Here is a 19,970-nt window from a genome sequence, read left to right as displayed (position 1 = left end):
TTATAGAAATACTTGAGACATTTAAAGTAGCTGAAACAATAGTAAAAGCATTAAAAATTAAGTATACTATTGCTATATCTTTAAACGATGCGTTTCTATAGGTTGTAAGCGCTAATTGTTCTTATTTGGTCACTTGTGACTACCAATCACGTGATGACTTGGAACTTTTTTCTATTAGTATAAGGATACCTTATTTTCCCTAAAATAGTTTTGTAACATCTTACAATAAATACACTTAATTTTTAGATAATTCATACAAAAGGAGGCCTTGCTAATGATGACGGTCAATGATCTACTCCATGCAGAAGAACTACCTGGTTTAACCTTATTGACACACGAGACCAATTTAGATGCGCCAATTCTACAAGCAAATATTTTAGAAAATCCTGATGCTTTTGACTGGTTAACGCCAGGAGAAATTTTATTAACTACCGGATATATTTTCAAAGATCAGCCTTGCTTGCAAAAACGTCTTATTCAAGAACTAGCAAATATGAACTGCGCTGCCCTAGGCTTTAAAGTCCAACGCTATTTCAATGAAGTTCCACAAGAGATGATCCAATTAGCGAATGACGTCGGATTACCAATTCTCTCAATCCCTTATAATTACAACTTTTCTCAAATTATTTCATTGGTCAATCGCCGAGTCAATCAACCTGACGAAACGATTAGCCAACATTCTGTTCATATGCATAATAAATTTTATACAATTATCAAAGCTGGCGGAAAAAGTACCCAATTACTGGAAGTATTAAGTGCCGCGATTCAAGCGCCTGTAATGCTTTTAGACGAGCGTTTTCAGATTATGAATCATTTTGATTTACCTGATGCGCCAACAAGAATCACCAGTATTTTAAACAACGCGACTCTCAAAAAACAGTTTGAGACAGCTTTAAAAGCCCAGAACAATGAGCTCCTATTATTTTATAAAGAACCATTGACTGTTGAATTTTCCTTAGCGAACCATAAGTTATCTTTGCGAATTTTACCCATCAAAAAGAAAAATCTCAGCTTATCTTACTTAGTGATTTGGCAAACTACCAAAAAATTACAGACGATTGATTTATTATCTGTGGAGGTCTGTGCTCACTACCTTTTACCACAACTTCAATTAGAATCTTCGGAAAATTTAACAACGAGGCAAAAGATCGGGGCGCTGTTTCAAGACCTTATCCAAGAAAAAAATACCAATCCTCAAGCTTGGCAAGAATTTAGTAATTATCTGCAATTAAATGAAAAAGATACATTTAGTCTCTTGCTTGTAGCCATTGAACAATTGGAACAACTGTTTAATCCGACTATTCAAATGAATAGCATTGGCCATCAATTGAATCATATTTTAGAAGGATATCGACAAAAAATTACTGCCTTTCCTACACAAACTGGCTTTATTTTATTACTAGAAAATCCAGCACAAGAGGAAGCCACCTATCTTGCACAAACCACTCATCTTGCCAAGAATTTACTAGAGCAACTAATGAAACTGAATCCAAAATTATCATTTAAATTAGCGATTGGTCCAACTGTCAAAAAAATCACCAATCTGTGTGATTCTTATAAATTAGCACAAGAAACATTCCACTTAGCACAAGCAAGTCAAGAATTACAACAACGAACTATTTTGAATTATGACAACCTCTTTTTTTATCGTTTAATGATCGAAACCCTGACCAAACAAGCCAAACAAAAAATATATCAACGATTGATTGAACCATTAGAAAAAGAAGATCAAAAACATGAAAGTTCCCTACTAGAAACCATCAACACCTACTTTCAATCGAATAAAAATATTTCGTTGACTGCCACAAATATGTATGTACATCGTAATACAATTATTTACCGCTTAAAAAAAATAGAAGAGATTCTTCACTTAACTTTAGAATTTCCTGATAGTTCGCTACAACTAAGTTTGGCTGTTTATTTATACAAACAAAAATTACTATAAAAAAGCCACCACGAATAGTAAATCGTGGCGGCTTTTTTAACTGTTTCAATTTTGTTAGCGAATAATCATTACAGAAATTGGTGCATATCGAGCCATATAAGCTGCTTGGCTACCAAAAAAGCTTTTTAATTTGCTAGTTGATTTGGAGCCAATAATTAACAAATCTGGTTTATTCAAAGGAATAAGCTTATTAATAATTAATTCCCCTGGGTTTCCTTCATTGACAATTACACTTACTTTATCGATGCCATTCGCTGACGCTTCTTGTTGATATTTTTCCGTTTGTTTCTCTAATTTCGCCAACTGTTCTTGCCAATAATTTTTATCTAACGATTGGTAAACATTAATCTCTTTCTCTTCTAAAATCGAAACAATGACCAATTCAGCTTGTTCTTCTTTTGCTTTTTGGATAGCATAATGAAATGCTTTTAACGCATCTGGCGACTCTTCAACACCAACCATAATTTTTGAAAATTTCATTATTTAACCTCCTCTACTTGTTGCTCCATAGCTGCAAGCTGCTGTGCATATCGTTTATCGCCTTTATATAATTCCACAACCGTCCAAACTAACAAGAGGATGACGAGTGCTATGATGACATAAGCAATATTATCGGCTAACGTAATTTGACTCGCTGTCGGATTATCACCGAAAAATCCTTCAATTTGATCAGGTAAGCCTTTCATATTGAGGTAAATTAAGCCAATGACAGAAACCCAGCCTAACAATTTAATTAACCACGAGTTTTTAAAATGTTTACCCATTTCAATACGGCTATCTGTAAACATCAGTAAAGGCAACATCGAAAATGGCAAAGCAAATGCTAGAAAAACTTGTGAATTGTTCATTAAATTATTAATCGCGATATGCTCTTCCACTGTACTTTTCCCGCTGGTCATTAAAACACAGATTAAGACAGGAATAACAGATAACAAACGTGTGACCATCCGACGTAACCAAATTGGCACGCGCATATGAATAAAGCCTTCCATAATGATTTGACCAGTTAACGTTCCTGTAATTGTTGAATTTTGTCCTGATGCCAATAAGGCTACCGCAAATAAAATTGATAAAATTCCAGAACCTGCAATATGCGCTAAAATAGAATTACTCATAACCGCTGGATTTGATAAAGCATCAAACAAACCAAAGAATGAAGGATCTTTGACACTGCCGGATTTAAAAACGGCCACACCCATAATCAATAACAAAGAGTTAACAAAAAATGCCATCGTTAATTGAATATTAGAATCCCAAGTTGAAAAGCGTAAAGCGCGTTGAATATCGGTTTTATCTTTACGATCAATTTTACGACTTTGTACAACAGAAGAATGCAAATACAAATTATGAGGCATCACTGTTGCACCAATAATCCCCAATGCACCTGTCAGTGGTGTTTGCCCATTCACCGCATGTGATGTAGAAAAAGCTTCTGCGCTAGGAACCAGCCCTTTAATTACATCTCCCCATACTGGATTTGACAATGCCACTTGATAAGCAAAAATCACAAAAATAACAACAATTAAAGCAACAACGATAGCTTCAATTTTTCTAAAACCAATTTTTGTCAATAACAACAAAAGTAAAACATCAAATACCGTAATGAAGACAGCCAGACCTAAAGGAATATGAAATAATAAATATAAGGCAATTGCGCCCCCGATAACTTCAGCGATATCTGTAGCCATAATTGCTAACTCTGTTAAAATCCATAATACAATACCTAACGTCTTACTAGTTCTAGCACGAATCGCTTGTGCTAAATCCATCTGTGAAACAATGCCTAATTTAGCCGCCATATATTGGAGCAACATTGCAATCAAACTGGAAATTAAAATAATCGACATCAATAAATATTGAAAATTTTGTCCCCCAGTAATTGAAGTAGACCAGTTTCCTGGATCCATATACCCCACTGCTACCAATGCTCCTGGACCTGAGTAAGCAAATAACGTTTTCCAAAAACTCATATTTTTAGGCACGTCAATGGTGCCATTAATTTCTTCAAGCGAAGGACCATTTGCATATTCAATCAAATGATGTCTTTGCTTTGGTTCATGTTCTTCTGAATTTTTCAATTCAATTCCTTCTTTCGTTTTGCAATAATTTTAAAAGGCCCTTCCCGTCAGAAGGTTAACCTCTAATATATTTTAGGTACACCTAAAATATACTGCTAAAAATAACAAAATGCAAGACTTGAAAGAAAATTTTGACAGTGTAAAAATAGATTGTCGTAAATGTGCGGTCTTAAAGTTTGAAGAAATTAGGGTAGCTGGTAGTTGATTATCTTAAGAAGTAGAAAATAAGGGACCTAAGTCATTTCGGCTTAGGTCCCTTATTTTATTTTTATTCGGTTATTCTATTAAGAATGGATGCTACAATTTCTGTCGTGTCAGCTGAATGATTTCTAAAAATCTCGGTAAACTGAATCTGACGAAAACCTTCAAGTACTTCGGGCAACTTATTTTTCCCCCATTCAAAAGTTCCATCATTTCTTTTCAATAATCTTTGTAAAATTTCTTCTTTCTCGACCGCTAACAAAAAATGATAAACGTCAATGCCTGCTCGTCTCAAATATCCAATCAGCTCTTCTTCATATTCTTTTTTATAAAGGGTCATTGGAACAATAATCGGCCGTCCAGACTCTTTGGACATTCGTTTTAATAAATGAGCATTCCAGCAACGCCATTCCTGATACTCTTGAAAATCATTTTCTTTCATTTCTTCGGGAACTAGCTCCATCAATGCACTACCAATAATTTCTGGATCATAAATGATTGCATTGGGAAGTTTTTGTTGTAACTCATGTGCAATGGTCGTTTTTCCGGCTCCAAACGCACCGTTTAACCAAATAATCATCATAATTTCCTTTCTTCTGAACAAATTTCTTTGTTGTTTAATTTAGGTGCTAGATTACTTTTAATTTTTTTAGCTTTTGTATTTGTTCATCTACGCTATGTGTGCCATCTAAAAGATAGTCTGAACTTACTGATACATTTTTTTCATGTTCTATAAATAGCGGTCTAACATTATTTAAATAGTTATGGGCCCACTTAATAATACTTTCTCCTTGAGAATAAGAATAATCTCTAATCACTTGGCGAGCAAAACAAACATCTAATGGCGTTTTCAGGTAGATCACAATATCAATAAAAGGCTTCAAATCATCGTGTAAATAGCCAAATGGAAAGTCTATAAAAATATAATTAAATTTGCCTTGAGCATTCACAGAAAAAAAGTCTTTCATTAACTGGGTAATATCGAATAAATTGACTGCAAAGTTGAAATTTTTTAATAAAAAAGCATGGGATGGTGCCGATGGCAAAGCATCAATACTATAATCATCGAATGAAAGTACATAAGCATTTTCAACAGTATCAGATAAAGCATTAATGAGTGTCGTTTTTCCACTTGCTGTCACACCGCTAATTACTATCACTTTTGTTTTCAATACACTACCTCCCAAAATTTTATCCATTCACTTATAGTTACTACTTACATCTTTAACAGTAAACGAAACAAGCTAAAAATACAACATCCTATACTATTCACCTTGCGTTACATAACATACTCATCTGATAATTTCCCCCTAAAAAAACAGAATGTGAGCAATCTTTTTAAGAATCATTGAATAGAATAACAACAAACAGTCATTCAGGTATAACCAGCTAGAAATTGTTTTATTTTTAGTCACGAGTATGATAAGCATGTAAATCAAATAGAATCATATTAGGTGAGGTTACTCTGAAGAACACAGGTTATCGCTCGGAAATGTCGAGAGACAGTAACGAGTAAAGCAGGGATTGTCGAATTAAGGCTTTCCTAAGATAACTAGAATTTTTTTCTTACGTCTCAGAAAGCCAAAGCTCAATTATTGTGATTACCCTATAATCTTCTTCTTTTATTCGGCGACCTCTTTAATATGATTAATTGGAGGTTTTTAAATTGAAAGCTGTCACTGCATCATCTAAGAAAAATACCCTACTTGCTAAAAGTATCGGGAATCTTACCTTGCTCATCATTTTAGGCATTTTCATTTTTATCATCGTCTTCTCTTGGCTAAAAATGAATCGCCCTCTTCACACCCTTCCCTCAGAAGAATTCCTCGCAACACCAAGTAAAACAGATGATTTCTTATCTCCATCAAATCTTTTTTACTTTTCAATTCGAACCATGTTTCGAATGATTGTGGGGATGGCTTGGTCCTTCCTGTTTTCCTTTGTTTTTGGTATTTTAGCCGTAAAATATAAAACGGCACGAAGAGTCATTTTACCATTAGTTAATTTCCTTGAATCTGTTCCATTGCTAGGTTTTTTGACCTTTACAACTGCTTGGTTACTTGGTTTATTTCCAGGAAATGTGATGGGCGCAGAAGCGGTTGCTATTTTTGCCATCTTCACAGGTCAAGCTTGGAACATCATGTTGACTCTTTATCAAATAATGGAAGTTATTCCTTCAGATCTAGTCAATGTGACCGATCAGTTCAAGTACAATGCTTGGGAAAAATTTTGGCGTCTTGAATTTGTTTACTCAATTCCTGGCTTACTTTGGAACGTTATTATTTCTCAAACTGCGGCTTGGTTTGCCTTGGTGGCCAGCGAGCAAGCTTCTGTTGCCTTTCCTAAAGAAACCAACCTTTATTTACCAGGAATTGGTTCTTATATCCAAGTAGCATTAAATCGAGCCGACTTTAAATCCTGTTTATGGGCTGTTTTTGCCTTATTAATCAATGTGGTGATTTTAAACTTTTTAGTTTTTCAACCTTTAGTTCGAGCCACTTATTATTTTAAATATGAAACAGATGTCGAAAGTACGACGCCACCTAAATCCATCATTTATCATTTATTAAAAAAAGCAACTTTAACGAAATACTTTTCAAAAGCTTTTGTGAAATTCAGTCATTTTTGGATTTACGATTTACCAAAAGTTTGGTACTTTTTCAAGCTAGACTATCTCTATCGATTACTAGCAAAATTACGCCATTTCTTCAAAACATTATGGTATGTCAGCTTAACCATTATCGGGGTTTATTGTTCTATTAAGCTCTATCATTTCTTGCCTCATCAAGATTTCAGCATGATTCCTAGATTAACACTTTATACTACGCTACGGGTTACCTTGGCTATGGTCGTTGCTGGCATTATCTTTACTCCCTTAGCAATCTGGGTTGCGAATGATAATCGGCGCTTAAGTATCGTTCAACCGATTGGACAAATTTTAGGCTCCATTCCGTCAAATGTTTATACTCCATTCATTGTGTTGATTATTAGTATGGGCTTCAACAAATTAGAATGGTGGATTTTACCACTCATCATGGTTGGTTGCCAATGGTATTTTTTCTTTAATGTAATTGCTGGCTACTTAGCCATCCCTGATGATATTCGTGACGTGACCAAACTTTTTAAATTATCTAAATGGCAATGGTGGACAAAATTTTTGATCCCTTCTATTTTACCTTACCTCATTACAGCAATTATTAACGCTGCTGGTGCTGCTTGGAACGCTGATATCGCAGCAGAAAGCATTCAATGGGGCAAAAAATCAATAGATGTTACTGGCCTAGGACAATATATTGCGGCAAACGATGGTGTAAAAGATAAATCTGCCTTAGGAACCTTAGCGATGTGTTTCGTTGTTGGTTTATGTATCGCCTTTGTTTGGCAACCTTTATATCGAGCAGCAAAACAAAAATTTCACTATTAATAGCTGGACGACTCAACTCGACTAAATTTTTAAGATAAACTAGAGAGGAGAACGATAGGTTATTTCCCTTGACCTATCTAATAAGACGATGGAAAATAAAGAATTATTAAGCATAAAATCAGTATATAAAGAATTTGAAATTGAAGGACATTCAGAACATTTAAAAGTCCTTGAAAATATTGATTTAACAGTTAAAACGAATGAATTTTTAAGTATTATCGGACAATCAGGAACAGGAAAATCAACGTTGCTCAGAAGTATTGCTGGACTTCTTCGTACAACTAGAGGTGAAATTACTTTTGAAGATAAAATCATTAATGAGCCTGATGCCAATATCGGCATGGTTTTTCAACATTTTGCCCTTTTTCCTTGGTTGACAGTTGAAAAAAATATCAGCTTTGGCTTAGAAAACCGTAAAGAAATTTCTCGCGAACAAATAAATAAAAGAGTCAGTAATCTCATTGAAATGATTGGTTTAACTGGTTTTGAAAAAGCTTATCCCAGAGAGTTATCTGGTGGAATGAAACAGCGTGTAGGCTTTGCTCGTGCTTTAGCCATCGAACCTAGTTTATTGCTCTTAGACGAACCATTTTCAGCTTTAGATATCATTACAGCCAGCCAATTATCCAACGATTTATTAGAAATTTGGCTAAACAATCAAATTGCGACTAAATCAATTGTAATGATCACGCATGACGTTCAACAAGCAGTCCAACTTTCTGATCGGGTTGTATTAATGGATGCAAATCCTGGTCGTATTGCCAAAATTTACTCAATCGATATCCCCAGAAATCAACGTTCGCCAAAAACAACCATTGATATTGTAGAACAAATAACAGAAGAAATGGTTCGTCGCATTCATTTGTAAATAGAACTATTTTGACTTCTGCTTATGTCTTGACAAAGAGTTACTTAAAAGACTATTATTCCTTTGTAATAAGTTAGGTGAGGCTCCTATACAAACATAGGCTATTGCTCAGAAATGTCGAGAGACACCAATGAGTAGAACAAGACTGGTCGAGGAGAAGGCTTTTCTCAAAATAGCTAAGAGTGATCTTTACGTTGTATAGTGCTAAAGCTCAACGTTCATGTTGATGTATACTTTTAGTCTCTAGTCAATCAGTTAAGTACTTTTATTTAAAATTAAGAGAGGAGTGAAAGTATGACTACTATGTTAGCAATCATTGGAACTGTTGTAATCATCACAGTTCAAGTTATTGAATATAATATGACAGAAATTCATATTCCTACTGCAGGAACATTTAATGACGATGATGCAGAACCCCCACATTCTTCTGTAACCCTTGTATTTATTCGCACTATACTTATCACTCTCTCACTTAACTTTCCATCTCATTTTTTTGAGATGGTTTTTTTATGTATTCGAGAAAATAATAAACAAAAAAGACTGTTAAATCAATGATTTAACAGTCTTTAGTATACCGGCGGCCGGAGCTTGTTTACTAAAAATACCGTTAAATACCTTATAAAGACTGTCAATTAAGTAATTTACTTTAAATACTTTTAACTGTTTTTCTTTTTCTCGCACCATCTTTGCACCAGCTATTTTAGTATTAAATAACAAACTAAAAGAGCGAATTCATCAATCCGCGCATTTTAGATCGTGTTCTTACTTCATATTCCTGAAAGACATGATAGTATGTTTTTCTTATTTCTTCTGGTTTATCTCCAACAATTAAAGCAACTTCTTCTACTGAATAGCCTTGATAGATTAGAAAAGAAACAAAGGTATGTCTGCAACAATGCATAGAAAATTTTGGTTTATCAGTTATGCCACACGTCACAAGAATTTTTTTAATCTCAATATTGGCCTTTCGGTTGTCACAGACACCTTCTTGCCAATCAAAGAAAATTTGTTTACGTGGATTTTTAATTTGATGAAACTGGCATTTTTCCTGTTGATATTGCCAAAACTCTTTCAATAGTTCTGCCAAGTTCTGTGGCATTTCTACCTTACGATAGCTATTTTTATTTTTACAGGGAAGCCAATCGCTTGAATTAGACGGAGGATTCATATAATCGTACGTTTTGTTTATATCTACAAACCCTTGTTCAAAATTTATATCATCAATTGTAATCCCAACTATTTCAGAAAAACGGCACCCTGTAAGTAGAGAAAAGATAATTACATAATAAATAGAAGATTCTTTATCTCTATTTTGAACAACATACTGTAAAACTTTTTTATACTGAGTATCATCAATATACTTTTGATAAATTGGTTTCTCTTTAGACTTATCTCCAAGCCCCCTCAAAGAACTACCAGAAGTAAATTCAACAGGAATATGCCCCAGAGCAAAAGCCTGTTTGACACAAGCACGCATATGGGTATGAAAATTTTCTAAAGTAGCTGGCGAATAGTCTTTAGAAAACTGATTTAACAATTCTACGTACTTATCATTGGTTAAGTCAGATAATGGAGTATCACCTAAATACTTTTTAATATATCTTTTAGTGTGCTGATAGTGTCCTTGCGTTTTTTTGGAACAGGCCTCTTTTTTATATTTTTGAAAAAACCATTCAAAATACTCATAAAAAGGGACCGAATAGGCCCTTCTTTGACCTCTTGAAACAATAGACTGCGCATATTCTACAGCCTTAATCGCTTCAAATTTAGTATTAAAACTGCTTAAACTTTTATTTTTATATCCCCCTTCTTCTGTTTTTATATTTATAAAAGCACGCCATTTCGTGCCGCGTTTACTAATCCCCATTCAAGCATCGTCTCTTTCTTCATGAATGAATGATCAATAATAAGTATGGTCACATACATTATATCTTATTTTGTCCATCATTTGAAAAAATTTCTGAAAATTTTTCTTCAATAAACATCATCAATTTACTTTCTAATATATAATATTTCCCAGAATTTCTCCCTTTAGGATAAGCAATACACCCCTCTGGATTTGTTTTAATATCTAATATTTTTTTAAATTTTGGATTTAACAGCAATACTTCATTGAACATTGGTCTACTGAGACATGTATGCTTCTTTCTAAACTCTTCTACAGAAATACAATTTCCTTTAAAACTTGCTTTTTTTAAATTTTCATATTCATCTCTTTGAATTAAAATAAAGTTATCTGGCAATACTATTTGTGCTTTATACTCAATGATCTGTTCCAAACTTTACACCTCATCTCAATTAACAATTCTTTGCCAGTATATTAATACCGAAAATTATGACTAAGTATTTTGAATACAATTTTGTTTATTTTCTTGTTAGGCTACTCTTTTGCATTGAGTACATAGGAATTTCACCTCTTCGCAATTTACGCCGAGCTTTACAGAAGTATCATTATCTTTCTAAAGGTCATGGCTACTATATACGCACATATAGCTTATTGCATTTATTTGACCGCAAAAGCGATAAACCAACAATGGCTCATTTTAGAAATAAACGTACCTAACAAATCTATTTAGTTTTCAAGGAACAAATTTGAATCTTCACTGTATAAATAACCAATTAATTTCAAAAATGAAACTTTAAAAGCAAAATTTTTATCAAATTTTGAATAAAATTAGACCTACTAAGAGTTTCCCTCAAAGCAGGTCTAATTTTATTTTTAAGTTTGCTACACTGAATACAAAATAAACTGACTCATTTCGATTTTTCAACAAATTTCAATTTACTATTTGTAGAAATTAATCATCTAATTGTTTTAAACTAGATTCTCTAATATTATAACTAGCGTCTCTTGAAAAAAGAGTCAAAATTTCCTGTCTATCCTTTTCACAAAGGAAGTTATCTTTTAATAAATTCAAATAATAAGCTTTTACATTTGGTGAACTATCAAGAGTCATTCGAATCAACTCACCTTTGAGTAGTTCAGATGGTTGTATTTTATATAGATGCAGAACACAATTCAGTGCATCTTTTCTTACCTCAAAATATTCATCTCTTAACATATCCAATACAACAAGATTAATAAACGCCGGGATTTCATTTGCAGAAACAAGGTTATACTCTATATATTTTTGTATAGAATAACTTAAAGCTTTTCTTTCTATACCTCGTTTTTCTTTATATCCAATGCAAGTATCAAAAATATTATTTTCTATATCAGAACCCAATATTGAGTTTATTGTATTTATATAATATCTTGAGGAAATAACACTTGCACCTGTTATACTAAATTCATTTTCTAAAGCAATCTCATCTGTAATAAAGAATTCTTTTAGTTGCCGGGGGATTTCTTTATCAACTCTCTTATACTCAACTAACAACTCAATCAAGAATTCTAGATAAGACTCTTTAATATCTAAAGAAGCAGCACTAGATAAAACATTGATTACAAGAGGAATACATTTTTCATCTACAATTTCACTGAACTTTCGTTTTTTAAATTTTTGAATTATTGAAATAATAACTGCTAAAGGATTTTTAGAATAGTAAAATTGAACTCCATTTTTATTTAGATTTGAAAACTGTTTCTCTAGTATATCAATATTATCAATTAAAGTCTTTTCAGCTTTTTTAGTATTTCCTAATTCAATATCAATATAATCAAGATCCTCTTCTAAACCAAGATTGCTCATCATATCATATAAATCTATAAAAGACTCTTCGCATTGATTTAGTAAATTGATTATAAAATATGGCTGCCCGTTCTTACCTAGAATAGTATCAATTTTGTTTTTCAACTCATTGGACAATTCTTCTATTTCAACCCTGTCATATCGCGCTAAGTCAAGATTAGAAAGTATGTTAGTGAATTCCCCATATAAATTTATTTTATTTGATTTCAAAACATTCAATAATATATCTAGTGAAAAACCATCCTTTAATCTTGTTAAATTATTATTCATCGCATTCAAGATATATTTTGACTCTTGAGGACTACTAATATTCTCTGAAAAATCAAGCAAAAATGTCATTGCCTTCCTAAATAAAGAATTCTCCATATATTGCCCCAGAGATTTTATTATTAAACATTTCATAATCTTGTTGTTAATAGAATAACATCTATTAGTTAGTTCCCATAGTTCATCAACCTTAACAGCTAAAGTAGCATTAATTTCCTCCCAATACTTTTGTAACACTCTAGAAAACATTTTAGATTCCCCTGCTAATACCATTAGTCTTAGTGACTGATAAATAAGGTTTTCGTCGCCATAAAGATCACCGTACTCTAATAAAATTTCAATGAACTTTTTTCTAGCTAATAATAAATGGGTAGATGAGCCAATCAACAAACTAATATACAGATAATTCTCTAAGTCTTGTAAAGAACTAGTTAGAGTATTCCCAAGTCGTGTATCTGATGCTGAAAGAGTACGAATCTCTAAACGTTCTCTTTCAAGTGTTTCAAAAGCATTTTTTAAGTATCTATCTCCTACTGGAAAATGTATGAATTTTTTCATTTCATTTATTTGCTCTTGATATTTTAAATTATCCGTTTTCATTCTACTGCTGATATTTCGAGCATCAATTAACATATCTCCTAACAGCCAATCAGGAGCATTTTTTTCTTTAGCTAATTTTAATGCACCATCCAAATCTTCTAAAGCACTCGTATAGTTTTTATCAAAATACTTTTGAATTGATTGATGCCTTAATTTTAATATATTGATTATAGATTCAGCTAACGAACCTTTTTCCCATATAGGTATAAGATCTTCCCAATTTACCCATGCTTCTCCCCCATATAACCATTCAAGTAAATCTTTACCCAATTTAGAATTGTTAGACTCTTCTATCGTTCCATAAGAAGATAGCGAAAAAAGTTCAAATAAAATATTTTGATTACTACCAAAATAAGATAATAAACTTTTGTCTAAAATATTATCTTCAAAAACCAACTCATTTGGATAGTAGTTAGATTCTCCATTTTGTACAGCGACGTCATGTGTATATTTATAATAACTTATCAGATTATTAACAATATCATTAAATACAATTTTATCTATATCGATAAAACTATCCAAGAGTTTAAATGTAGTTTTATCTTTTGAAATCATATAGTTTTTAAACTCTTTAGCAGATTGAGCTATTTCCTCAGTATTACAAAAATAAACTAATATAGGTATACCTTTCTCTATAGCTATATCAATTTCTTGCTGAGTCCCTGGCCGTATTTCATTCTTAACCAAAATTACAACTACATCTGCTCTTTTAATCCACCATGTGAAAAATTGTGTTGAAGGTATTTCATTAGCGTGGTCTTCAATCGTAAATGGACTTAAAAATTCACACTTGCATAAAGTATTTTTTATTGATTTTCTAATTTCTAACCACTTTGTTCCACTCTCTTCTCCCATTGCTGAACTAATAAATACCTCTAGTTTAAATTTAGAATTGTTCAACAAATTATCCCCTTTCATTAATTGCTATTCCTATTATATCATTAAAAAAAAAGAAGGTCTTCCTTTTAAAGACGCCTAAATTTAATAGATACCAGACTTTGACTCTTTTAAAGCTTTTTATTATTATACAGTTATTTATCTTAGCTTCTGATAACTATCCATAAATGCTAAATTATGATTCTGGGACATAAGTCCTAAATTGAGTTCATTTTGAAAAAAATAAAAATACCGTCAAATCAAGGTTTTTACTTTATTAAATTGACGGTATTTTCGTTTTTAATTAGTTTTTTCCCAGACTATTTTCTTTAAATTCTCCCAGTATCAATCGCCGAACAGCTTTAATAAATCGTTCAGATAAAATTTGATAGCAATCTTCATCAAAAGAACCTTTAGTATCTTTTGATAGCTTAACTAACAAATATTCAAAACGTTGAAATAACTGTGTCATTGCTTGATTATCGCCTTTTTGTGCTTTAATAATAAGTTTCGTTAACTCTGCATATTCATCCATCGTTCTCTCCCTTTATTAGTTTATTAAAAATTAGATAAGGAGGTGGACGTATACGCTTTATATCTATTTGATATAAAAAGACTTTCTTAATTTTTTTATTATAGTTTTTCGCTTTTTTGAAATGGCTTGATTAGTTATGTTCAGCGCTTTAGCAATCGAAGGATCTTTTTTACCTGCAATATATCTCTCAAATAAAATAAATTTTTCATCATAAGAAAGATTTTCTATCGCATTAATTAATTCCACATTATCAAATAGTACAACAAACGCTTCTATTTCGAATTCAGTAAATTCTTCAAAAAATTTAAAAGATTTATCTTCAATACGCTCAAGAAAATTTTCATCATGGATTAAATCAATACGGTTTCTAGATATATTACGCATATAATTTTTCTTCTCATTAGTTAATACTTTTTGAATGTAACATATGAATAAATAACTTATCTCTCTTTCTTTAGTCATATCAGTTACTTCCTTTTTGATTTGTACTGCCAATAACCTCTGCCAACTTTTTCAACTGAAAAATTATTCGAATCCATTATTCTAGGTAAAATATTGTTAGAAAAATTGTTGTATAAAATATGCACATCATACTCGTTTATCAATTGATCAAATAATTCTTTGCTCCTAATTGGATATTCGGAGCTTTTTAAAATTTCAACAACATACCCAGCAATTCGTTCAAAGGGATAATATTTTCTTTTCTTCGAACAGCTCATTTTGTTCTCAAATTTGTTTTTTTGTTTTTCAAAAAATCCATTTTTTGTATCTTCATTTTCTTTAAATTGGTTATATTGAGGTACACTTTTTGAAGGCATAGACAATGTATCTAGTTTAACTTTTAGATCATAATACTGCTTACTCAATTCCCTACGTTCTTCAACAATCTCCCTCATTAATGTATAAATTACTTTCTTTTCCTCATCCATCTTCACTCCTCCTATATTTTTATTTTCTTCATAGATAAATAACCTCAAAAAAATAAAAATGAAACCTTTGAGACAAAGAAAATAATCATCCTCTTAAAACTATCTTTAAAACACTATGTTTATTTTTCTATGAGAAGAACTACTCTAATTGAATATTGTCTATGTACGAATATTGAATTCAAAATAATTGTCACATTAAGAAAAATATTCTACATTCAAATTTGAAACTTATATTATATAATATTTCAGATAATAGAATGTTTTCTTACTATATAAAAAGGGCGTACTATAAATACGCCCTCATAGTAATTCATGAGTAATAAAAAACAAAAGTTGTCAATATCACTATTCATTTGGCAGAACAAGTAATGTTCTGGTACCCATTGCTTTTCTTAAAGTTATAGGATCAATCACTTGATAACGAATAGCATCAGGATACACACCAGGTTTTATATTTTCTATGTCAATTAGTACCTCCAATTGAATTAAATTAGAAATATTTTTACCATCTTCCCCTATTGAATATATGCCTAATGTCTCAGTTGTTATAGGCTCTCCTACCTGAATCATAAGTATTGGAGCTGTCACAAAAGTTGGTCCATTAATCATATATACTGTTTCTAAAGCATCTTCACGATTATTTACATACATATAAATATATCCTGCTCCTCCTTGATAGCGATAACTATCTTCATCAAAGTTATGTGACCTATGACTATCGTACATTTTTACATCTCTTGTAATGTCATTTCCATCTTTATCTGTTGCCTTTACTTGAAAATAGTTTAATCGTAACTCTGGACTCCATGGTGTAAATGTGTCAAATTCCATATAGGATATGGCTGATATTGTATTACCTTCACTATCTGTGTGAGATATTTCATTCCGACACACAGGGGGAAAGTACTGACGCATTTACTTCCTCGGCTGAGGCGGGATGAACTAAAAATTACACTAAATATAATTGTTTGTAGTACCATTAGAGCACTTAACAATACTAAGCTTCTATCGAAATTTTTTCTTATGTTCAATTTCTATTATCCCTTCTTTCAATGCCTTATTAAATTTTTTTCATTTTGAATAATGTAATAACCTTTTTATTTCTTTTTGTATATGTCACTTCAACCTTGTTATTATTTCTCAGTAAGCTTAGAATGATTAGTTTGTTCTTGTTTTCTTCAACCAATCCAAGTTCTTTCATTAACTCCTCAAAAGTTAACTGGCTCTGCTTATCCATTAATACCTTTTCGATTTCTTCTTGATGTACACACATCTACAAATACTCCTTTTTATAAGATGCACTACTCGTCTTTGTTACGTCTTTTAACTCTGTTCATTAGAATGATCCCAATTAAACATATAAAAACAACTCCCATAATTGTATAGATATAATTTTCAGAAGTTCCTGTATTTGGAAGAAATTTTTTTAATCCATTAGATGATTCACCAGTTCCCCACGTGTAGTATCTTTTATTATATCTTCACTACTACTTGAGTTTTTACTCTCATCAAAACTGCTCTCTGTTGAACTATTCGTACTACTATCTTCACTTGTACTACTTGTTTGAATCTCATAAAATCCTACATTACCTTCAGATTTTGAATCATTTCCTGTTTGAGCTGCTACTGACTGTACAGTAACGCCTAGACTAAATAATACAAGCACTACTACCATTAAAATATTCTTTTTTTCAATGTTCTCTCTTCTTATTACCTTTATAATATTTTTTCTGAAATACTCACGTAGTATCTAGCCTATTAATTTACTACAGAATCAGACACTGTCCATTCCAAAATCGCTTGGTACGTATCATCTAAAGCTTCTCCAGTAAAAACTTTCAAATTCAATCCAGACGAATCTTTCCATCCTTGAGAGATATCTTTAACATCATGTGTTGTACTCGTCCCGCTACATACTATTCTAGATTCTGTTTCACTAATAACTTGTTTATTGCCATCTTCTAATATATAACTTAATTCTCCATCTAACTTATGATTGCTACTTTTCCCAGTAAATGGTGAAGTAAGTTGAGCAGATATACTCCAAGAGGCTCCTAATGTTCTTAAATCTTGAATTTTTAAAGCTCCTAAAAATGAAGCAAATTCATAAGTTTCATTTGTATTTGATAATTGGTGGATACCAAAATCTACTTCAGATGGCGCTTCAACAAATGGTTTTGTTCGGCTCAATTTTAACAGTTTTAATTTCTCCTTTATTTACATAGCCATTCGGAGCCGTAACTTCGGTAATTTTTACTGTTGTTCCTGCTTTTATCTCTTTCACTTCTGCAACACCCTTACTATCCGTTAAAAATTCCTTAGATAGACCATTGTATTCAAACTTTAATTTTGTATTCGGTAGAGGTTTTCCTGTTTCTTCATCAATCTTTTTAACTTTCACACTCCCGTTTAAATTCACTATTATATTTAACTCAAAAGCTCCACCATCAGCTAATTTAAAGACAGCAATTTTTTGTTCTTCACCTTTGGTATAAACAAAACTCTGACCAATATCTTTATTTGAAGCAATCGAATATTTCACTTTTCCTTGCTCGTTAGAATTTGCCGTAGCTGTTAGTTTTAACTGGTTCCCATTTTTATTGATTTGAAGGTTCGCAGAGTTTTCAATCAAATTTTTATAATTAGTTAAAACACCTGCTTGATATGTTAATGTAATTGAATCCCCTACATTCAATTCAACTGTTTGATTATTAAAACTAGGTTTAGCTGTATGTTTCGCAACTTGTGCTAGTATTTCTGCTTTTCTTCCTCCATAATTCGGAACATTAGAAGTTAATAGCTGATCACCTAATTCTTCCCAAATCATATGTTGGGTTATTACATAATTATCATTCGTTGGATTCACTTGATATCCATAATAAGAAATTAGTGATAGACGATCTTTCTCCGAACCTGTTAACTCAGAAGGTTCAACCCCTGAACCAGGAGATAACGTAACCCCATGTTCTATACAAAAAGCTGGCACTCCATCTACTTTCTTCATCTAAACAGAATTATCTGTCCAATGAAGTCCGTTAAAACGATTTAAATACCAAGTTGTTGTATAATTTGCGATTGGCTGATCTGTAACGGTAGCTGCAATTGCAACAGCTGAGGTAATAAAAAAGCAACTACGATAGTCATAAGACTATAAAGCGTAGCTGCTTTGAGTGTTATTTTATTCATATTTTTTCCATTCATAAAATTTATTTGCAAAAAAAGGTGCTAAACTATTCAGCACCTAACCATACTTAATCTACTCATTTCATTCATAATAATAATTAAATAACAATAAACTAAACAGTGAACAAACATCAGATTTAAAAATCGCACCATTTTCGCACCACTATAACGAAAAAAGACTGTTAAATCAATGATTTAACAGTCTTTAGTATACCGGCGGCCGGGGTCGAACCGGCACGATCGTGAGATCACTGGATTTTGAGTCCAGCGCGTCTGCCAATTCCGCCACGCCGGCAAGATGTTTTGGAAGGCGGTAACCGGATTTGAACCGGTGATGAAGGTTTTGCAGACCTCTGCCTTACCACTTGGCTATACCGCCATATTCCATTTTTGTTACAAAAAAACTGGGGTAGCTGGATTCGAACCAACGCATGACGGAGTCAAAGTCCGTTGCCTTACCGCTTGGCTATACCCCAATAAAATTACAAAGGGCGACCGATGGGAATCGAACCCACGAATGCCAGAGCCACAATCTGGTGTGTTAACCACTTCACCACGATCGCCGTAATCTTAAAAAGTGTATCTATTAAATAATTAAATGGCAGGGGCAGCAGGAATTGAACCCACACCAACGGTTTTGGAGACCGTTGTTCTACCTTTAAACTATGCCCCTAAAATGGAGGAAAGTGGATTCGAACCACTGAACCCTAAGGAACGGATTTACAGTCCGTCGCGTTTAGCCACTTCGCTATTCCTCCATAAATGGCGTGAGACAGAGTCGAACTGCCGACACACGGAGCTTCAATCCGTTGCTCTACCAACTGAGCTACCACGCCTAAAACAAAAGCTTGTTCAAATAATTTTCAAGTAACAACATTAAATGGCGGTTCCGACGGGATTTGAACCCGCGATCTCCTGCGTGACAGGCAGGCATGTTAACCCCTACACCACGGAACCAACCGAGTAATGGAGGTTAACGGGATCGAACCGCTGACCCCCTGCTTGTAAGGCAGGTGCTCTCCCAGCTGAGCTAAACCTCCAAAAAGGAATGTTACTATTAAAATAAATGACCCGTACGGGACTCGAACCCGTGTTACCGCCGTGAAAGGGCGGTGTCTTAACCGCTTGACCAACGGGCCAGTTTGTAAATATGAAACGGAGAGTAAGGGATTCGAACCCTTGAGACAGTGTTTACCGCCTACATGATTTCCAATCATGCTCCTTCGGCCTCTCGGACAACTCTCCATAGCTGAAAGAAGCACATACTCGTGATATTTCATATGTTAAACTCCGGCAGTAGGACTCGAACCTACGACATCATGATTAACAGTCATGCGCTACTACCAACTGAGCTATGCCGGAATAATCGCGT

19 protein-coding genes, 12 tRNA genes, 1 rRNA gene, 1 pseudogene and 2 riboswitches (1 of these 35 running past the window's edge) are annotated in these 19,970 nt (G+C 32.9%); of the genes and pseudogenes, 4 read left to right on the top strand and 29 right to left on the bottom strand.

Going from position 1 to position 19,970, the window contains the following annotated elements; genetic code table 11:
- The first annotated feature begins 274 nt into the window (after window positions 1-274).
- Complete coding sequence (locus tag IGJ90_RS04535) at window positions 275-1,945, top strand: PucR family transcriptional regulator (RefSeq protein WP_438767640.1); 1,671 nt, start codon at window positions 275-277, stop codon at window positions 1,943-1,945.
- Window positions 1,946-1,999: 54 nt separating this feature from the next.
- On the opposite strand, the gene IGJ90_RS04530 is transcribed toward IGJ90_RS04535, so the two are convergent.
- From IGJ90_RS04530 to IGJ90_RS04515, 4 genes are all read right to left on the bottom strand, one after another.
- Window positions 2,000-2,425, bottom strand: a complete 426-nt coding sequence (locus IGJ90_RS04530) for a universal stress protein (RefSeq protein WP_010822665.1) — start codon at window positions 2,423-2,425, stop codon at window positions 2,000-2,002.
- Window positions 2,425-4,023, bottom strand: coding sequence for an Nramp family divalent metal transporter (locus IGJ90_RS04525; RefSeq protein ID WP_438767637.1), 1,599 nt, complete (start codon window positions 4,021-4,023; stop codon window positions 2,425-2,427). Before IGJ90_RS04525 ends, IGJ90_RS04530 begins: the two co-directional genes overlap by 1 nt.
- 268 nt (window positions 4,024-4,291) lie before the next feature.
- Entirely contained in the window at window positions 4,292-4,807 is a 516-nt protein-coding gene (locus IGJ90_RS04520) for an AAA family ATPase (protein ID WP_002382060.1), read from the bottom strand.
- Between the two features lie 46 nt (window positions 4,808-4,853).
- Window positions 4,854-5,423 (bottom strand): adenylyl-sulfate kinase, encoded by a 570-nt coding sequence (locus IGJ90_RS04515; protein WP_438767635.1) that lies wholly within the window; start codon window positions 5,421-5,423, stop codon window positions 4,854-4,856.
- Between the two features lie 240 nt (window positions 5,424-5,663).
- A riboswitch (M-box (ykoK) riboswitch) is annotated at window positions 5,664-5,831 on the top strand.
- A gap of 44 nt (window positions 5,832-5,875) precedes the next feature.
- On the opposite strand from IGJ90_RS04515, the gene IGJ90_RS04510 reads away from it, so the two are divergent.
- The 3 genes from IGJ90_RS04510 to IGJ90_RS04500 all read left to right on the top strand — a co-directional run bounded on the left by IGJ90_RS04510 (window position 5,876) and on the right by IGJ90_RS04500 (window position 9,071).
- Entirely contained in the window at window positions 5,876-7,648 is a 1,773-nt protein-coding gene (locus tag IGJ90_RS04510; RefSeq protein ID WP_002384764.1) for an ABC transporter permease subunit, read from the top strand.
- An 88-nt stretch (window positions 7,649-7,736) separates the two neighbouring features.
- Complete coding sequence (locus IGJ90_RS04505) at window positions 7,737-8,516, top strand: ABC transporter ATP-binding protein (protein ID WP_002360638.1); 780 nt, start codon at window positions 7,737-7,739, stop codon at window positions 8,514-8,516.
- Window positions 8,517-8,578: 62 nt separating this feature from the next.
- Window positions 8,579-8,746: riboswitch (M-box (ykoK) riboswitch) on the top strand.
- Window positions 8,747-8,810: 64 nt separating this feature from the next.
- Window positions 8,811-9,071, top strand: a complete 261-nt coding sequence (locus tag IGJ90_RS04500; RefSeq protein WP_010713556.1) for a hypothetical protein — start codon at window positions 8,811-8,813, stop codon at window positions 9,069-9,071.
- A gap of 163 nt (window positions 9,072-9,234) precedes the next feature.
- Here IGJ90_RS04500 and IGJ90_RS04495 read toward each other — a convergent pair whose 3' ends face one another.
- The 25 genes and pseudogenes from IGJ90_RS04495 to rrf form a co-directional block, all read right to left on the bottom strand.
- Complete coding sequence (locus tag IGJ90_RS04495) at window positions 9,235-10,383, bottom strand: tyrosine-type recombinase/integrase (RefSeq protein WP_438767633.1); 1,149 nt, start codon at window positions 10,381-10,383, stop codon at window positions 9,235-9,237.
- 58 nt (window positions 10,384-10,441) lie between these two features.
- Entirely contained in the window at window positions 10,442-10,795 is a 354-nt protein-coding gene (locus tag IGJ90_RS04490; RefSeq protein WP_142428575.1) for a DUF771 domain-containing protein, read from the bottom strand.
- A 519-nt stretch (window positions 10,796-11,314) separates the two neighbouring features.
- Window positions 11,315-13,993 (bottom strand): hypothetical protein, encoded by a 2,679-nt coding sequence (locus IGJ90_RS04485; protein ID WP_438767631.1) that lies wholly within the window; start codon window positions 13,991-13,993, stop codon window positions 11,315-11,317.
- A 262-nt stretch (window positions 13,994-14,255) separates the two neighbouring features.
- Complete coding sequence (locus tag IGJ90_RS04480) at window positions 14,256-14,486, bottom strand: helix-turn-helix domain-containing protein (RefSeq protein ID WP_438767629.1); 231 nt, start codon at window positions 14,484-14,486, stop codon at window positions 14,256-14,258.
- 63 nt (window positions 14,487-14,549) lie between these two features.
- Window positions 14,550-14,948, bottom strand: a complete 399-nt coding sequence (locus IGJ90_RS04475; protein ID WP_438767627.1) for a sigma-70 family RNA polymerase sigma factor — start codon at window positions 14,946-14,948, stop codon at window positions 14,550-14,552.
- Window positions 14,949-14,953: 5 nt separating this feature from the next.
- A complete protein-coding gene (locus IGJ90_RS04470) occupies window positions 14,954-15,415 on the bottom strand; it encodes a hypothetical protein (RefSeq protein WP_438767625.1) in 462 nt (153 codons plus the stop codon).
- A 345-nt stretch (window positions 15,416-15,760) separates the two neighbouring features.
- Window positions 15,761-16,246 carry a hypothetical protein gene (locus tag IGJ90_RS04465; RefSeq protein WP_438767623.1) on the bottom strand — a complete coding sequence of 162 codons (486 nt, stop codon included), beginning with the start codon at window positions 16,244-16,246 and terminating at the stop codon, window positions 15,761-15,763.
- Window positions 16,247-16,475: 229 nt separating this feature from the next.
- Window positions 16,476-16,688, bottom strand: a complete 213-nt coding sequence (locus IGJ90_RS04460; RefSeq protein WP_438767621.1) for a hypothetical protein — start codon at window positions 16,686-16,688, stop codon at window positions 16,476-16,478.
- Between the two features lie 28 nt (window positions 16,689-16,716).
- Window positions 16,717-16,821: pseudogene (locus IGJ90_RS04455) on the bottom strand (LPXTG cell wall anchor domain-containing protein); the annotation flags it as partial.
- Between the two features lie 20 nt (window positions 16,822-16,841).
- On the bottom strand, window positions 16,842-17,090 hold the full coding sequence (locus IGJ90_RS04450) for a hypothetical protein (protein ID WP_438767620.1): 249 nt from the start codon (window positions 17,088-17,090) through the stop codon (window positions 16,842-16,844).
- An 83-nt stretch (window positions 17,091-17,173) separates the two neighbouring features.
- Window positions 17,174-17,605: a hypothetical protein gene (locus IGJ90_RS04445; RefSeq protein ID WP_438767618.1), complete on the bottom strand. Its 432-nt coding sequence runs from the start codon at window positions 17,603-17,605 to the stop codon at window positions 17,174-17,176.
- Entirely contained in the window at window positions 17,580-18,419 is an 840-nt protein-coding gene (locus tag IGJ90_RS04440; protein ID WP_438767616.1) for a SpaA isopeptide-forming pilin-related protein, read from the bottom strand. The genes IGJ90_RS04445 and IGJ90_RS04440 overlap by 26 nt, the downstream gene beginning before the upstream one ends.
- Window positions 18,420-18,809: 390 nt before the next feature.
- Window positions 18,810-18,893 (bottom strand) — tRNA-Leu (locus IGJ90_RS04435).
- Between the two features lie 13 nt (window positions 18,894-18,906).
- Window positions 18,907-18,977: transfer RNA gene (locus tag IGJ90_RS04430), tRNA-Cys, on the bottom strand.
- A gap of 25 nt (window positions 18,978-19,002) precedes the next feature.
- Window positions 19,003-19,074: transfer RNA gene (locus IGJ90_RS04425), tRNA-Gln, on the bottom strand.
- 14 nt (window positions 19,075-19,088) lie between these two features.
- A tRNA-His gene (locus IGJ90_RS04420) sits at window positions 19,089-19,161 on the bottom strand.
- Between the two features lie 36 nt (window positions 19,162-19,197).
- Window positions 19,198-19,271 (bottom strand) — tRNA-Trp (locus IGJ90_RS04415).
- A gap of 4 nt (window positions 19,272-19,275) precedes the next feature.
- Window positions 19,276-19,356: transfer RNA gene (locus IGJ90_RS04410), tRNA-Tyr, on the bottom strand.
- A 5-nt stretch (window positions 19,357-19,361) separates the two neighbouring features.
- Window positions 19,362-19,434, bottom strand: a tRNA-Phe gene (locus tag IGJ90_RS04405).
- A gap of 45 nt (window positions 19,435-19,479) precedes the next feature.
- Window positions 19,480-19,555: transfer RNA gene (locus tag IGJ90_RS04400), tRNA-Asp, on the bottom strand.
- 10 nt (window positions 19,556-19,565) lie between these two features.
- Window positions 19,566-19,638, bottom strand: a tRNA-Val gene (locus IGJ90_RS04395).
- A gap of 27 nt (window positions 19,639-19,665) precedes the next feature.
- A tRNA-Glu gene (locus tag IGJ90_RS04390) sits at window positions 19,666-19,737 on the bottom strand.
- A gap of 17 nt (window positions 19,738-19,754) precedes the next feature.
- Window positions 19,755-19,843: transfer RNA gene (locus tag IGJ90_RS04385), tRNA-Ser, on the bottom strand.
- Window positions 19,844-19,886: 43 nt separating this feature from the next.
- Window positions 19,887-19,960 (bottom strand) — tRNA-Asn (locus tag IGJ90_RS04380).
- 6 nt (window positions 19,961-19,966) lie between these two features.
- Window positions 19,967-19,970, bottom strand: a 5S ribosomal RNA gene (rrf, locus tag IGJ90_RS04375) (it continues 112 nt past the right edge of the window).

It is taken from the genome of Enterococcus sp. AZ129 (assembly GCF_051714505.1).
Taxonomy (GTDB): Bacteria; Bacillota; Bacilli; order Lactobacillales; family Enterococcaceae; genus Enterococcus; species Enterococcus faecalis.
This window is presented reverse-complemented; position numbering and strand designations above follow the sequence as displayed.

Excerpts from the sequence above, each read along its gene's own strand:
- IGJ90_RS04440 (WP_438767616.1), bottom strand. The coding sequence starts at position 18,419 with ATGAAGAAAGTAGATGGAGTGCCAGCTTTTTGTATAGAACATGGGGTT.
- IGJ90_RS04530 (WP_010822665.1), bottom strand. The coding sequence starts at position 2,425 with ATGAAATTTTCAAAAATTATGGTTGGTGTTGAAGAGTCGCCAGATGCG.
- IGJ90_RS04495 (WP_438767633.1), bottom strand. The coding sequence starts at position 10,383 with ATGGGGATTAGTAAACGCGGCACGAAATGGCGTGCTTTTATAAATATA.
- IGJ90_RS04485 (WP_438767631.1), bottom strand. The coding sequence starts at position 13,993 with ATGAAAGGGGATAATTTGTTGAACAATTCTAAATTTAAACTAGAGGTA.
- IGJ90_RS04505 (WP_002360638.1), top strand. The coding sequence starts at position 7,737 with ATGGAAAATAAAGAATTATTAAGCATAAAATCAGTATATAAAGAATTT.
- IGJ90_RS04450 (WP_438767620.1), bottom strand. The coding sequence starts at position 17,090 with ATGGTAGTAGTGCTTGTATTATTTAGTCTAGGCGTTACTGTACAGTCA.
- IGJ90_RS04480 (WP_438767629.1), bottom strand. The coding sequence starts at position 14,486 with ATGGATGAATATGCAGAGTTAACGAAACTTATTATTAAAGCACAAAAA.
- IGJ90_RS04460 (WP_438767621.1), bottom strand. The coding sequence starts at position 16,688 with ATGTGTGTACATCAAGAAGAAATCGAAAAGGTATTAATGGATAAGCAG.
- IGJ90_RS04515 (WP_438767635.1), bottom strand. The coding sequence starts at position 5,423 with ATGGATAAAATTTTGGGAGGTAGTGTATTGAAAACAAAAGTGATAGTA.
- IGJ90_RS04470 (WP_438767625.1), bottom strand. The coding sequence starts at position 15,415 with ATGGATGAGGAAAAGAAAGTAATTTATACATTAATGAGGGAGATTGTT.
- IGJ90_RS04500 (WP_010713556.1), top strand. The coding sequence starts at position 8,811 with ATGACTACTATGTTAGCAATCATTGGAACTGTTGTAATCATCACAGTT.
- IGJ90_RS04465 (WP_438767623.1), bottom strand. The coding sequence starts at position 16,246 with ATGGAATTTGACACATTTACACCATGGAGTCCAGAGTTACGATTAAAC.
- IGJ90_RS04520 (WP_002382060.1), bottom strand. The coding sequence starts at position 4,807 with ATGATGATTATTTGGTTAAACGGTGCGTTTGGAGCCGGAAAAACGACC.
- IGJ90_RS04475 (WP_438767627.1), bottom strand. The coding sequence starts at position 14,948 with ATGACTAAAGAAAGAGAGATAAGTTATTTATTCATATGTTACATTCAA.
- IGJ90_RS04535 (WP_438767640.1), top strand. The coding sequence starts at position 275 with ATGATGACGGTCAATGATCTACTCCATGCAGAAGAACTACCTGGTTTA.